The organism is Saccharibacillus sp. CPCC 101409, from assembly GCF_030518235.1.
Taxonomy (GTDB): domain Bacteria; phylum Bacillota; class Bacilli; order Paenibacillales; family Paenibacillaceae; genus Saccharibacillus.
In genome coordinates, this window is the sequence record NZ_JAULSA010000002.1 from 606,913 (window position 1) to 622,079 (window position 15,167).

Consider the following 15,167-nt stretch of genomic DNA (forward strand, 5'->3'; position numbering starts at 1 on the left):
TTGGCGCTGTCAATCGGTTGACGGCGTGCGGCGTCTGAAACCCCGCGTCCCGGCCTCAGCCGGTTTCGTCGCGGTTGGCCGCTCCGATCGCTTCCCGGTTCTCCCACAGCATGCTGCGAAGATTGGACTTGGAGCCCTGGATAATAAAATACGGAATGCGCGAGGCTTTCGCCAGCTCGATACTCTCCCACGAAGCGCGGTGGGAAGTGGAAGTAATCAGCAGGAACAAAGCCTGGGCGCGGCGCAGATCGGACGCGACAAGATCCGGGCGCTCCCCGTTTTCGTGCACGTAGACCGCGCCGCTTTCCACCACTACATCCTCGAACCATTTGCGCTGGCCGCCCATCACGACGACCGTGCAGCCTTCCAGGAACGGTTCGGGCTTGCTTTTGCGCGCTTCGCGCTTGGCCTTGGCGGCGCCTGCGCCCGTACGCGGCTTGAGCGCCGGATCGCGGCGGAGAACAGACTCCGGATCGGAGAAGTCGCGGTATACCCGGGCCAGCCGCGCGACCGATTCTTCTTCGCCCACGTTGAAAATGCAGGGAGCGCCGTCGGCGGGACGCTGGATATCCAGATCTTTCGCGTGAATCGGGTACCGCCGGTCGGGATCGTTCATATCCACCGCGTACCACGTCTGATGCTCGTCCATCTCGACATAACCGTTGTACTGGCGCACCGGGGAAAACGTGTCGTCGCCCTGGAACAGCAGCTCGATCTCGTACTGCGCGCCCTGCCCGTCTTCGCGCGGCGTGCACCAGACTTCCGCTTCGTGCTGAAGCTGGAGCTTGTACACCATCGACTCGGTGATATTGAACGTCTCGCCGCCGTCCAGCACGATATAGCCGCCGTGATCGCGGCGGTAGAACGTGCCGGCCTGCCCCGCGTCGCCCGAAGCCCCGCCCGGATGATCGTAAAGGTCCAGCGCTTGGGCCATGTCTCCCTCGCCCGCGCGTTCGGAACCCGCCCGCTCCGCGGGGACGCCATCGTCCACGGCGCCGCCGCCCGCAAAGCCCGCCGGCTCCGACGGTTCGCCGCCGCCTTCGGCCGGCTCGCGCCGCGGCGGCGCCGCCGCCGCGGCAAGCGGCGAAGCTTCGGGTCCGCCGCGCAGCAGACGCCGCCCGGCGGCGTACGCGTCGACCGCGTCGAGCAGGTCGAGCGCGCGCCGCAGATGCGTGCGCGATTCCAGGTCGCCCGGCTCCGCTTCGCCGGGCAGCCCCGCGCCCGTCTCGCGCAGGTCGCGGCGCAGCAGGGCGGCGAACTCCGAGATCGCCGCTTCGGCCGATCTGCCCGGGCCGCTGTCCGCTTCGCCGCGGCTTCCGCCCGCGGCCGGTTCGCTGTCCGCTTCCGGGCGCGCCCCGTCCGCGCGAACCGCCGCTTCACTGCCCGCGCCGCCTGCCTGCGCCCGCGCATCGCCAGCGCCCGGCTGCGCGCCGTCTTCGCCGGTACCGCGCGAACGGGCGTCCTCCGCCCGAACGCGCAGCCGTTCAAGCTCGCGCTCCAGCCCGCGAGCCGCTTCGCGGGCCTCGGCCGTCTCGGCTTCCAGCCGGCCGCGCTCCTGCTTGTGCAGCCGCTTCGCCTCGGCCAGCCTGCCCAGCGCCGCTTCGCGCTCGGCGCTTTCCAGCGCCGCGCGGGAGCGCTCTGCTTCCAGTTCGCGGCGCGTTTCGTCCGCGAGCCGCTCCGATTTCGCCGCTGCGCGGCGCGCCTCGTCGACTTCTTTGTCGAGCCGGCGTCCGCGCTCTTCCTCGGCCCGGCAGCGGCTTTCCAGAGCTTCGATCCGCCGGTTAAGCTTGTCGATGCGGCGCAGTTCGGCCGCTTTGTCGATTTCCGGTCCGCCCGTATCCGTATCGGACGCCTCGGGGTTGGGAACTTCGTCGCGGCCGTGACCGCCGGCCGGCCGTTCTTCCCAGGGCAGGGAAGCCAGCCGTTCCAGCCGCTCCGCGTCCGCCGCTTCGTTTACCGGTTCGTTTTCGGATGCCGGATAGAAGTAGAGCGCCCAGTAGATATGCCATTTTCCATACCGCCGAATCCAGGTGTCCGGTTCCCGGTCGTAACGTTCCGGCGACAGCGCGGTTTTGCCGGATTTGCCACTTTCGGTCCCGGCGTTTTCCGTTTCGCCGCCTGCCTCTTCGCCTGCGGATTCGGCGATCTGCGCTTTTTCGCAGATCGGCAGAACTTCCTGCAGCAGCGCGGCCGCAAGCTTGCTCCGGGCGTCGCGGCTGCCGCGCGCGTAAGCGACCAGGTCGAGCAGCGATTTGGTAAACAGCGCTTCGGGCCATTTGCGCGCGCCGCGGCGGACGAACGGAAATTCGAGCACCTGCGCCATGCGGCGCTTGGCCGGCTCGTCCATTTCGCGAATCAGCGGGGCGACATGGGCGAGCGGAAGCGCCGCGGCGCGCTCCGGCGTCAAAGCGTCGCGGATTTCCGAATTGAACGAAGCGCCGATGTCGGAAGAAAACGGGGCGCGCGAGCGGTCCGTTTTGGATCGGGAAGATGAGTGGATTCGTTTCATGGGGCTCCTCCTTCGATAGGGATAACGAGTCTCGAACTCGCACGTTCCATTTATGTCGCAATGTGATTTATATATTATGTATAGGGGACGCAATACCTTATTCTTTTTACTATACTTGCTTTATCTGCGTTTTGCACCCGTTTATCAAGAATTTCGACAATTTTCGATAAATAATTCGCCGGAAAATCCAGCTTTGACACAAAACGCAAATACGTCGTATTCACATTTAAACGGTAAGCTTCGCCGCGAACAGCGGACACGAAAATAATTTCAGTTTTTTGATTTTTACATTTTCGCAAGACCCGCTGATAACCCGCTTTCGTTTTGGGTAAATAGCATAAATATGCTGTTTGTAAAAGGAGAATGAACGTGACCTCGCCTTATCTACACAATCCGTTATTGTTCGAACGAATTTACAGCAAAATATCCACCGGAGTCATGCTGCTCGAACCCGACGGAACGTGCATCAACGCCAATCCGGCCGCGGCCCGGATTTTTCATTGCGAGGCCGGCGATTTTCTGGGACTTCGGTACCGCAAGCTGCTGGAAGCCGATGCGGACGGCGCGGCCGATCTGCTCGACGTGTTTGCGGCGTGGATCGAACGGCCCGCTCCGTTCGGTCCGGTCGAGATCCGGTTTGCCGATCCCGAAGGGCGTTCCGTCTGGGTCAAAGTGGAAGCGGAAATCTTCGAGGAGGACGGCGTCAAACTGATTCTCGTGTATCTGGAAGACGTGACTTCGCACCCCTGCGAAGAAGACGGCTACGACCGCAGCAGGGAGATTTACAAGCTGATTACCGAGAATACCCCCGATATGATTTCGTTCAGCAAGACCGACGGCACGCTGCTCTACGTGTCTCCTTCGGTCGAACGGACGCTGGGCTATAAGCCGGAAGAAATGATCGGCCGCAACCGGACGGCTTTCTATCATTCGGGCGATGCGACCAAGATGATGATCGAAGGCACGCTTTATTCGGAGAACGATACGTTTGAACGGCGCGTTATGCATAAAAAGGGGCATATGCTCTGGGTCGAAACGTCGTTCCGGCTTATTCGCAACCGCCTGGGAGAACTGAGCCGCGTGCTGGTGATCGCCCGGGACATTACCGAACGCAAACACAAGGACCTGATTCTCAACAAAACGCAGCAGATGGCCAACGTCGGTTCCTGGTCGTGGGACGTGCCGGAGAACCGTTTTTCGTTCTCGCTGGAGTTTCGGCATATTTTCGGATACGCGCTCCAGCAAACGGAACGCCGTTCGGACAATGTGCTGCGCATGATTCATCCCGCTGACCGCCAGGCGGTCAAGCGCGGGCTCGACGAAGCGGTCGGCCGCGCGGCCGGCGGGGAACTGACCTACCGGATCGTGCTGCCGGACCGGACCGAGAAAACGATCTCCGCCGTCTGGGAAGTATCCAAAGACAGCACCACGGGCGAGCCGCTGCAGGTAATCGGCGTCGTGCAGGACGTGACCGAACGCATAAAAATCGAAGAAAAGCTGCGCCGCAGCGAGAACCGGTACAAGTCGCTGTTTATGAACAACAACGCCGGCATCGTGTCGATCGATATGAAAGGCCGCTTCCTGAACGCCAACGGGGCGATGGAGAAAATGAGCGGTTACAACCGCGAGCAGATGCTTCGGCTGCATGTGGGCATGCTCCAGCCTCCTGACGGAGCCAAAGCGGCGGAAGAACACTTCAAAGCGGCCAAAAAAGGCAAATCGACCACGTTCGAATCGTTGTTCTACCGCCGGGACGGAGAGCTGCGGCATATCAGCGTGGCTTACGTGCCGATCGGCTCTGACCGCGAACAAACCGGCGTTTATGCGATCATTACCGATATTACCGAACTCAAAAAATACGTGGCGCAGATCGAAGAACTCAGCTACCAGCATTCGCTGATTCTGAACACCGTGTCCGAAGGGATCGTCGGTTTCGCGGCGGACGGGCGCATAATCTTTACCAATCCGGCCGGGGCGGCGATGCTCGGGTACGAAGGGGGCGGCGCGATCGGCCTGTCCTACGCCGAACTGATGCACCAGGCCGAAGCGAACGAGAGCGTATACCAGACCGGCAGCGGCGTGCTGCTGGACTGCCTGCTGTCGGGAACGGCGCATGCGGAGCCCGAAGCGGTATTCTGGCGCAAAGACGGCGGAAGTTTCCTTGTGTCTTACCAATTGACGCCGATTCTCGACCGCGAGGAGCATCGGGGCGCCGTCCTGGTCTTCCGCGATATTACGGGAGAACGGGAAATTATCCGCGCCAAAGAATCGGCCGAACGCGCGGACCAGGCCAAATCGGAATTCCTGTCCGTCGTCAGCCATGAGCTGCGCACCCCGATGAACGGGATTATCGGCATGACCGATTTGCTGCTCGAATCGGAACTGGAAGACGAGCAGCGGGACTATCTGACGATCGTGCAGGAGAGCAGCCACGCGCTGCTCAAGATTCTAAGCGAGATTCTCGACATCAGCAAGATCGAAGCCGGGCGCATGGAGATCGAGCCCGCGCCTTTCGAGTTGAAAGAAGTGCTCGGCGGCGTGGTGCAGCTGTTCCAGCCGCGGGCGGCCGAGAAAGGTTTGAAGCTGGTGCTGGAGATGGCGGAAGAACCGCTCGGACTTCCGTCGATCGTAATCGCCGACCGCGAACGGCTGCGCCAGGTGCTGATCAATCTGGTCGGCAACGCGGTCAAGTTTACAGATCGGGGAAGCGTGACGCTGACCGCCCGGCCCAAAGCTTTTCGCGCGCCGAACGAAATCTGGCTCGAATTTACGATTGCCGATACCGGGATCGGGATCGCCAGGGGCGAACACCACCGGCTGTTCCAGCCGTTCTCGCAGCTGCATCCCGTGCTGAACCGCAAATACGGCGGCACCGGCCTCGGCCTGTCGATCAGCCGGAAGCTGGTCGAGCTGATGGGCGGCACCATCTCGGTCGAGAGCGAGGAAGGCGAGGGCGCCACGTTCCGCTTCCAGCTGCGTTTACTGCTGCCGGAAGAAGAAGGACTGCGCTTTTCGAATTCGGCCGAAGCTCCGGCTCGCCGCCGCAGCGAAGCTTCGCCCGTCCGCGCGGCGGATAACCGGCAGGAGCTGCGGATTCTCGTCGCGGAAGACCATCCGGTCAACCGCAAAGTGCTGGAAGCGATGCTGGCCCGCTTCGGCTGCCGCGCCGATATGGCGGAAGACGGCGAGAAAGCGGTGCGCAAAGCGCTGTCCGGCGAATACGACCTGATCTTTATGGATGTGCAGATGCCGGTCATGGACGGAATCGAAGCGGCTTCGCAGATTCGGATGCAGCTTCCGCCGGGCCGTATGCCGGTGATCGTGGGCGTCAGCGCGTTTGTGCGCGAAGAAGATATCGAGCGCTGCCGCGCCGGCGGCATGCAGGACTTCGTCGAGAAGCCGATCCTGGCTTCCGAGATCGAGCGGGTGCTGGCGAATGTCCGGCCGCTGCCGCGTCTCGGCGAAACGAACCGGGAAAGCCATTGACGGCTCTCCTGCGCCACCAACGGCAAATCGACAGCGAAGCGGAGGAGAGTCCCGGACGGGGTTCTCTTCTTTTTTTGTAACATTTCCCTTTCCGAAGGCGTCTGATAAGAAAAAAGGGGGAAACGCAATGGAACGAGGGCGAAGCTTCGGGCGCGCGCCGCGCGTCAAGTCCGGCAGGCCCGGCAAACGAAAAGTTCTGCTGCTTGCGGGACTCGGCACGGCGCTGCTTCTGAGTGCTTGCTCAACCTGGGAAGGAGGCGGCCAAAAAGTGTCGGCTTATACAACGGAGGATGTAAATTCGAAGTTGACCGAATCGATGAACGATTTTGCGATTCGAATGTACGGCAAACTGGAACTGGTCGAAGACAAGCAGGGCGGCGCTTCCAACCATTTCGTGTCGCCGGCCAGCATCGATATCGCGCTGTCCATGCTGCTGAGCGGCGCGCAGGGCGAAACCGCCGGACAGATCAAGGAAATGCTGGCTGTCGGCGGTATGACGGACGAGCGGCTCAACGAAGGCCAGGAGATCATGATCGACCTGCTGGAAGGCTCCGATCCTTCGGTCCGGATGGAGATTGCCAACGCGCTCTGGCTGCGCAAAGGCTTCGACATCAAACAGCCGTTTATCGACACTCTCCGATCTTCATATGCCGCGAAGACGCAGGCCCTGGACTTCGATTCGCCCAAAGCGGCGCGTACGATGAACAAGTGGGTCGACGATTCGACGCAGGGCCTTATTCCGCAGATTGTGGAAGGGCCGATCGATCCGCAGACCGTTATGTTTCTGATGAACGTCATGTACTTTAAAGGCGACTGGACCGAGCCGTTCAGGCCGGAGTCGACGCGGGACGCGGCATTCCATCCGGCGGACGGAAACCAAGTAACCGTGCCGACGATGACGCAGGGAGGTTTTTTCGATTATCTCGAACAAGACGGATTCCGCGCCGTGCGGCTTCCCTACGGCGAAGACCGGAACTTTGCGATGCTGCTGGCGCTGCCGGACGAAGACTCCGACCTGGAGTCGTTCAAACGCGAGTCCCTGCCTGAATTCTCCGCCTGGAGCGGCAGCCTGGAACCGGCCCGCGGAATCGTCGCGCTGCCCAGGTTCGAGCTGAAAAGTTTGTTCGAGCTGAATGCGCTGCTTCGGGCGCTGGGCATGGAAGACGCGTTTGCCCCCGATGCGGCGCAGTTCGAACGTATCGCGGACGTCAAACCGCTGTCCGTCAGTCTGGTACGGCACGCGGCGACGATCAAAGTCGACGAGAAAGGTTCCGAAGCGGCCGCCGTTACGGCAATCGCGATGCGGGCCGGTTCCGCCCCTCCCAAGGAAAAACCGTTCGAACTGCGGTTCGACCGCCCGTTTTTCTTCGCGATCACCGATCGGACCACGGGTCTGATCGTCTTTATGGGCGAGGTGGGCAATCCGGCCGAGAACTAGACGTTTTACAAGTAAAGGGGAATTCGAAAATGCGCGCACATAAAAGAATCGCAAAACTGGCGCTGGCGGCTTTGCTGCTGGCCGGCACGGCGGGATGTACAGCCGGCCGGGAGACGGAGGAGGAGCGGGAACAGAACGTTTCGGCGCATCCGACCTCTTATACGCAAAAAGACGTCGATCCCGCGCTGGCCCGGTCCATGAACGCTTTCGCGCTGAATTTCTACGGCATGCTGGACCGGGAACCCGGCGAAGAATCGACCGGCCCCAACCGGATGGTCTCGCCCGCGGGCATCGCGATCGCGCTGTCCATGCTCAAAGCCGGCGCGCGGGGCGACAGCGACCGCGAGCTGGACAAAGTGCTGAAGCTGAACGGCCTTAGCGGCGAAGCGCTGGATTCGGCCCAGCTCGTGATGAGAGAAATGCTGCGGGGCTACGATCCGTCGATCCGGATGGATATTGCCAATTCGATCTGGAGCCGCGAAGGGTTTGCGTTGAAGCCGGATTATGTGAACACGCTGCAAAAGGATTACGGGGCGCGGGCCGAAGCGCTTGATTTCGACTCGGCTCGGGCGGCCGAAACGATGAACGCCTGGGCCGCCGAGAACACGGCCGGCAAGATTGAACAGGTAATCGCCGCGCCGATCGACCCGGACGCCGTGCTGTTTCTGATGAATGCCATGTACTTCAAAGGAAGCTGGACGCAGCCGTTCGAAGCGGAGCAAACGCAGGATCTGCCGTTTACGACGGCGGCAGGCGAAGAAACAACCGTGCCGACCATGGCTCAGCAGGGCGAATACGATTATCTCGACGCCGAAGGATTCCAGGCGATTAGGCTGCCGTACGGCGAGTCCGGGAACTTCGGCATGGTTCTGGCGCTGCCGGACGAAGACAGCTCGCTGGACGCGTTCAAGCGGAAATATCTGCCGCGGTTCGGCAAATGGAGCAAGCAGCTGGACGACGCGCAGGGACGCGTCGAGCTGCCGAAGTTTAAACTGGAAGATTCGCTGAAACTGAACGACGCGCTGATCGCGCTCGGCATGCCGTCGGTGTTCGACGCTTCCAAAGCCGAGCTGGAAGGAATCGGGGAAGCGAGAGCCGGGCGGCTGTATGTCAGCAAAGTCGGCCACGATACGTTTATCGAAGTCAACGAAGAAGGAACCGAAGCGGTCGCCGTCACCTCTATTACGGTAGAAGACGGAGCCGCACCCGGCGGAAGACCGTTCGAACTGCGGTTGAATCGCCCGTTTTTCTTTGCGATTACCGACAAAACGACAGACTTGATCGTGTTTATGGGCGAAGTCGGCAGCCCGGCGGAGAAGTAAAGCCGGATCTGCGGCGGGCAGGACGGCGCCGGAAAGCGGAATCATACGAAACGCGCTCGACCGACAAAAGGGGGTCTATCGAAGATGCGTATAACCAAACATGAGGAAAGCAAGCGGACAAAACGGACAAAGATTGGAAAAACCGCGGGCTCGCGCCGAAAAGTCGGGAGCCTGGCGCTGGCGGCGCTGCTGCTGGGCGGCATGGCGGCCGGCTGCTCCATCGGCAAAGAACAGGCGAAGCAGGGTTCGGACTATACGACCGCGTATACCGCGGAAGACGTCGATCCTTCGCTCGCCGAAGGCATGAATGAATTTGCGCTGAACTTTTACGCCATGCTGGAGAAACAGCCCGGCGAAGACTCGCCCGGACCGAATCGGATGGTCTCGCCCGCGGGGATCGCAATTGCGCTGTCCATGCTCAAGGCCGGCGCGGAAGGCCAAACCGACCGGGAACTGGAACAAGTTCTGAATCTAAGCGGCATGAACGCCGAACAACTGGGCGCCGCGCAGCAGGTGATGCGCGAACTGCTGCGCGGCGCCGATCCGTCGATCCGGATGGAGATCGCCAACTCGTTCTGGAGCCGTCAGGGCTTCCAATTGAAGCCGGATTACGTGAAGTCGCTGGAGCAGTACTACGAAGCGCAGGCCCGGGCGCTGGACTTCGATTCGGACAAAGCGGCGCCGACGATCAACGCCTGGATTTCCGACAATACGGCCGGCAAGATCCGGGACGTTATCAAGCCGCCGATCGACGGAGATACCGTACTATTCCTGATTAACGCCATGTATTTCAAGGGAAGCTGGACCGAGCCGTTCAAAGCGGAGCAGACCGGAGACCTGCCGTTTACGACAGCGGAAGGCGAAGAAATTCAGGTGCCCACCATGAAGCAGCGGGACAAATACGATTATCTCGACGCCGACGGATTCCGGGCGATCCGGCTGCCGTACGGCGAATCCAAGAACTTCGGCATGATCCTTGCCCTTCCGGACGAAGGCCGGACCCTGGAGCAGTTCAAGCGGCAGGATCTGCCGGCATTTGATACGTGGAGCGCCGAATTGTCCAGGCAGGAAGGCAGCGTCGAACTGCCGAAGTTCAAGCTGGAAGATTCGCTCAGCCTGAACGACGCGCTGATCGCGCTCGGCATGCCGTCGGCTTTCGACCCAAGCAAAGCCGAGCTTGGCGGAATCGCCGATACCGGCGACCGGCGCCTGTATGTCAGCAAAGCCAGCCACGATACCTTTATCGAAGTCAACGAAGAAGGCACCGAAGCGGCCGCCGTCACCGTAATCGAAGGAGCAACCAGCTCCGCTCCCGTCGAAAACAAACCGTTCAACCTGAAACTGAATCGCCCGTTCTTCTTCGCCATCACCGACCGCACCACCGGCCTGATCGTGTTTATGGGCGAAGTCGGCAACCCTTCCGAAAGCTGAGCTCGCTTCGCTTTTTCAAACCCGGCCGAAGCCGCTTGATCCAATCTTACGCAGGCCGCCGGTAAGCGCCGGCAAGTAAACCCTGACCGCCCCCAAAAGCCCCGCGAAGCGTTCGCGGGGCTAATGTGTTGAGAAGTCCTATTTAAAGCGAATCGAAGAGGCGGAGGGAGAAATTCAGTGAAGGTACAAACTTTCGAAGAAAGTTACCTCGGAAGCCTATGCTGATAGTGTTCGCCTTTGAAATCGGGAAAATACCACCTATATAACCTAATCAGTTTTCCCGATTTCAACACGCGACCTAAAGTCTTTCGAAGAAAGACACCTCGTAAGCCTACGCTAACGAATTTCTCCCGCAGCCTTTCATCTGCTTTTCCGAATAGGATTTCCGAACAACAAGAAGCCCCGCGACCACATCGCGGGGCTTTCCTTTTTCAAATCACAACCCGTCCAATTCAAGCGCGAGGCCCGAACAGCCCCGAATTCTTCAGCCCGTCCCAGAACGCGCCGAACTGCGGAATATCGAGCTGCTGAGCCGCGTCGGACAGCGCCGTTTGCGGGTCCGGGTGCACTTCGATCATGATGCCGTCCGCGCCGGCGGCGAGAGCCGCTTTGGCACATGGCAGCATGATGTCTTTGCGGCCCGTGGAGTGCGTCACGTCGACCATGACCGGCAGATGCGTTTCCTGCTTGAGCAGCGGCACCGCCGAGATGTCGAGCGTGTTGCGCGTCGCCTTTTCATAAGTACGGATACCGCGCTCGATCAGCATGATCTGCTCGTTGCCGCTGACCATGATGTACTCGGCCGCGTGGATGAACTCGTCCAGCGTCGCCGACAGGCCGCGCTTGAGCAGAACCGGAATCTTCGCGCCGCCGACTTCTTTGAGCAGTTCGAAGTTGTGCATGTTGCGCGCGCCGATCTGGATCACGTCGATGTAATCGGCCGCGATCTCGATATGCGAAGGGTGCACGATCTCGCTGATCGTCGCCAGGCCGAATTCGTCCGCCACTTCTTTGAGCAGCTTCAAGCCGTCGAGGCCCAGGCCCTGGAAGTCGTACGGGGACGTTCTCGGTTTGAACGCGCCGCCGCGCATCACTTTGATGCCGGATTCCTTCAGCGCTTTGGCTACCGTGCGCAGCTGTTCGCGCGACTCGATCGAACACGGTCCCGCCACGAGGATCGGGTCCGGTCCGCCGACCTGCACGCCTTTGAACTCGACGATGGTGTCTTCCGGACGCTTCTTGCGGCTGACGAGCAGCTGGCGTTTATGGTCTTCCTGCTGAATATTCAGCGAGGCTTTGAAGATTTCTTTGAACAGGTGCTTCAGCGTGCTGTCCGAGAAAGGTCCTTTGTTCAGTCCCGTTACGCGGTCCATGATTTCTTTTTCCCGTTCCGGATCGAACTTGGGCACGCCCTGGTTTTCTTTGGCCTGACCGATCTGGTGCACCAATTCGGCGCGTTTGCTGAGCAGTTCGAGAAGCTGGGTGTCGATCCCGTCGACGCTGGCCCGCAGCTGTTCCAATGTTTCATTCATGTCTGCATAGTCTCCTTTGAGCTGTAAAAGCGTATTTCTAGACATTTTAATCCGGGCAGCGCATACATAGCAAGACGCGGGAGCTTTTTTAGTCAAAAATCCCCGGGAAAACGCCGATTTCTTTTTATTCGCCGCATGGTAAAATGAAAATTGGGAACTTTAACCACTTACAATCGGAGGGAAAGCGGATGAAAATCGGAGTACCGAAAGAAATCAAGAACAACGAGAATCGCGTCGGCATGACGCCCGCTTCGGCCGCGGCGTATATCGCCGAGGGACACGAAGTCCATGTGCAGTCGGGAGCGGGGCTGGGTATCGGATTTTCGGACGAAGATTATACGGCGGCGGGAGCGGCGATCGTAAGCTCCGCGGCCGAAGCCTGGGCGGCGGATATGGTCGTCAAGATCAAAGAACCGCTGGAAAGCGAATACGATTTTTTCCGCGACGGACTTATTCTGTATACCTATCTCCATCTGGCGCCCGAGCCGGCCCTGACCCGCGCTCTGCTGGACAAAGGCGTGACGGGCATCGCGTACGAAACGATCCAGCTGGAGAACGGAAGCCTGCCGCTGCTGACCCCGATGAGCGAAGTGGCCGGGCGGATGTCGATTCAGATCGGCGCGCATTTTCTCGAAAAGCCGTTCGGCGGCAAAGGCGTGCTGCTCGGCGGCGTGCCGGGCGTCGAGCCGGGGCGCGTCACCATCGTGGGCGGCGGCACGGTCGGGGCGAACGCGGCCAAGATGGCGATCGGGCTCGGAGCCGACGTCACGCTGCTCGATATCAACGCGGACCGGCTGCGCCGGCTCGACGACCAGTTCGGCGGCCGGCTCAAGACGCTCATGTCCGACAAGCACAATCTGGAAACGGCGGTGGAGCGCGCGGACCTGCTGGTCGGCGCGGTGCTGATTCCCGGCGCGCGGGCGCCCAAGCTGGTCAAAGAAGATATGGTCCGGCGGATGGGCGCGGGTTCGGTCATTGTGGACGTGGCGATCGACCAGGGCGGCTCGATCGAGACGATCGACCGCATCACGACGCACGACGATCCCGTGTACGTGAAGCACGGCGTGCTGCATTACGCGGTGGCGAACATGCCGGGCGCGGTGGCGCGCACGTCGACGCTCGCGCTGACCATGGTGACCACGCCGTACGGCCTGCACATCGCGCGCAAAGGCTTTCGCCGGGCGGCGCTGGACAACCCCGCGATCGCGAAAGGAATCAATACGTGCGAAGGACGCGTCACCTACCGGGCCGTCGCGGAATCCCACGGATTGGAGTATAATGAAATTGAAGCAATTTTGAACCAAAAAGGGAGCGAGTAGCAATGGATCATATTTTCCGGCTCAAAGGCGTATGGAACGGCGGCCGTAACAGCAGCGGCACGATCGAGAGCGGACTGTTGAAGACCGAGATCTCGATACCCGAACCGATGGGCGGCCCGGGTATCGGCACCAATCCGGACGAGATGCTGCTGGGCGCGGCCGCGACCTGTTACATCATCACGCTGGCGGCCATGCTGGAACGTTCGTCGATCGGCGTGGACAGCCTGACGCTCGATTCCGAAGGCACGGTTGACGTGACAAATAATATTTTTACGTACAAATCCATCGTTCATCGTCCGCTGCTGCTCCTGGCCGAAGGCCAGAGCGAAGAGATTCGCGCGAAAGCGGAGAAACTGGCGCTCAAAGCGGAAAGCTCATGCATGATTACGCGCGCGCTGGCGGGCAATGTCGAAGTCTCGGCCGAACCCGTCGTGAATATCGCGCAGAAAGCGCTTTAAATCGAACAGACCCGGATCGCGCGCGGATATACAGTTGTCGTTTACCGCGGCCGATATATGGATATAGAAGTGATATAGGAAAAATTTTACGAATTTCGCTATTGGACAAGATAGACCTACCACAGTTTTGAAAGGACGGAAACTATAATGCAGCCGCAGTTTCGGACAGAAAAAGATTTCCTGGGAGCCAAAGAGGTTCCCGTCGATGCCTATTACGGCGTTCAAACGATGCGGGCGGTCGAGAATTTCCCTATCACCGGCTACCGGATTCACGAGTCGATGATCCGGGCGCTCGGTATCGTCAAAAAGGCGGCCGCGCTCGCCAATATGGAGGTCGGACGTCTGCCGGCGCATCTTGGCGCGCAGATCGCCGAAGCCGCGGACGAGGTGATGGAAGGCGCGTGGAACGCGCAGTTCATCGTGGACCCGATCCAGGGCGGAGCGGGCACTTCGATCAATATGAACGCCAACGAAGTGATCGCCAACCGCGCGCTGGAGCTGATGGGCAAGGCGAAAGGCGAATATTTTCATCTGAATCCGAACGTGCACGTCAATATGGCGCAGTCCACCAACGACGTGTTTCCGACGGCGATCCATATCGCGGCGCTGTCGCTGGTCGAGAAGCTGGAGGACACGATGGAGCGCTTGCAGCGTTCGTTCGAAAATAAAGCGCGCGAATTCGATCACGTCATCAAAATGGGACGCACCCATCTCCAGGACGCCGTGCCGATCCGGCTCGGCCAGGAATTCGCGGCTTACGGCCGCGTGCTGGGACGCGACCTGCACCGGGTGCGCCGCTCCAAAGAGCTGCTGCACGAGATCAACATGGGCGCGACGGCGATCGGCACGGGCTTGAACGCGGACGTCAACTATATGGATAAAGTCGTGGTCAAGCTGGCGGAGATCAGCGGCATGCCGCTGCGCCACGCCGAAGATCTGGTGGACGCGACGCAGAATACGGATGCCTATACCGAGCTGTCCGGCGCGCTGAAGATCTGCATGATTAATCTGTCCAAAGTCGCCAACGATATCCGTCTGCTGGCTTCGGGACCGCGCGCCGGTCTGGCCGAGCTGAAGCTGCCGGAACGCCAGCCGGGTTCGTCGATCATGCCGGGCAAAGTCAATCCGGTCATGTGCGAAGTGGTCAACCAGACGGCATTCCAGGTCATCGGCAACGATCATACGATCTCGCTCGCCTCGGAAGCGGGCCAGCTCGAACTGAACGTGATGGAACCGGTGCTGGTCTTCAACCTGCTCCAGTCGATCAGCATCATGAACCAGGCGCTGACCGTGTTCCGCACGCACTGCATCGACGGCATCGAAGCCAACGAAGCGAACTGCGCCGAATACGTCGAACGCAGCGTAGGCGTCATCACCGCGCTCAGCCCGTATCTGGGCTACGAGATCTGCGCCCGCATCGCCCGCGAAGCGATGACGACCGGCCGCTCCGTGCGCGAGCTGTGCCTGGTGCACAACGTGCTGAGCGAAGAAGAGCTGGACATCATCTTGAATCCGTTCGAGATGACCAAGCCGGGCATCGCGGGCTCGTCGCAGCTGACGCGGGACTGAGCCGCGGCGGAAGACGGGGACCGTCAAACGATATTCGAAAATCGCCGCTATAAAAAAGACTTCGTTCTCCGCATAAGCGGGGGACGAAGTCTTTTTACTATGG

9 protein-coding genes are annotated in these 15,167 nt (G+C 60.4%); 7 read left to right on the forward strand and 2 right to left on the reverse strand.

The features are described 5' to 3' along the window. Positions 1-55: 55 nt before the first annotated feature. Positions 56-2,509, reverse strand: coding sequence for a hypothetical protein (locus tag QWJ34_RS06870; RefSeq protein ID WP_302726361.1), 2,454 nt, complete (start codon positions 2,507-2,509; stop codon positions 56-58). A 369-nt stretch (positions 2,510-2,878) separates the two neighbouring features. On the opposite strand from QWJ34_RS06870, the gene QWJ34_RS06875 reads away from it, so the two are divergent. The 4 genes from QWJ34_RS06875 to QWJ34_RS06890 all read left to right on the forward strand — a co-directional run bounded on the left by QWJ34_RS06875 (position 2,879) and on the right by QWJ34_RS06890 (position 10,186). Beyond that, positions 2,879-5,995, forward strand: a complete 3,117-nt coding sequence (locus QWJ34_RS06875; RefSeq protein WP_302726363.1) for a PAS domain S-box protein — start codon at positions 2,879-2,881, stop codon at positions 5,993-5,995. 127 nt (positions 5,996-6,122) lie between these two features. Continuing rightward, positions 6,123-7,433 (forward strand): serpin family protein, encoded by a 1,311-nt coding sequence (locus tag QWJ34_RS06880; RefSeq protein ID WP_302726365.1) that lies wholly within the window; start codon positions 6,123-6,125, stop codon positions 7,431-7,433. Positions 7,434-7,462: 29 nt separating this feature from the next. Next, positions 7,463-8,755 carry a serpin family protein gene (locus QWJ34_RS06885; protein ID WP_302726367.1) on the forward strand — a complete coding sequence of 431 codons (1,293 nt, stop codon included), beginning with the start codon at positions 7,463-7,465 and terminating at the stop codon, positions 8,753-8,755. Between the two features lie 84 nt (positions 8,756-8,839). Beyond that, entirely contained in the window at positions 8,840-10,186 is a 1,347-nt protein-coding gene (locus tag QWJ34_RS06890) for a serpin family protein (protein WP_302726369.1), read from the forward strand. Positions 10,187-10,638: 452 nt separating this feature from the next. On the opposite strand, the gene QWJ34_RS06895 is transcribed toward QWJ34_RS06890, so the two are convergent. Next, positions 10,639-11,718 (reverse strand): bifunctional 3-deoxy-7-phosphoheptulonate synthase/chorismate mutase, encoded by a 1,080-nt coding sequence (locus tag QWJ34_RS06895; protein WP_302726371.1) that lies wholly within the window; start codon positions 11,716-11,718, stop codon positions 10,639-10,641. 188 nt (positions 11,719-11,906) lie between these two features. Between QWJ34_RS06895 and ald the strand changes: the two genes are divergently transcribed. From ald to aspA, 3 genes are all read left to right on the forward strand, one after another. Further along, complete coding sequence (gene ald / locus QWJ34_RS06900) at positions 11,907-13,037, forward strand: alanine dehydrogenase (protein ID WP_302726373.1); 1,131 nt, start codon at positions 11,907-11,909, stop codon at positions 13,035-13,037. A gap of 2 nt (positions 13,038-13,039) precedes the next feature. Continuing rightward, entirely contained in the window at positions 13,040-13,495 is a 456-nt protein-coding gene (locus QWJ34_RS06905; RefSeq protein ID WP_302726375.1) for an OsmC family protein, read from the forward strand. 147 nt (positions 13,496-13,642) lie between these two features. Beyond that, on the forward strand, positions 13,643-15,064 hold the full coding sequence (gene aspA / locus QWJ34_RS06910) for an aspartate ammonia-lyase (RefSeq protein ID WP_302726377.1): 1,422 nt from the start codon (positions 13,643-13,645) through the stop codon (positions 15,062-15,064). The last annotated feature ends 103 nt before the right edge of the window (positions 15,065-15,167 follow it).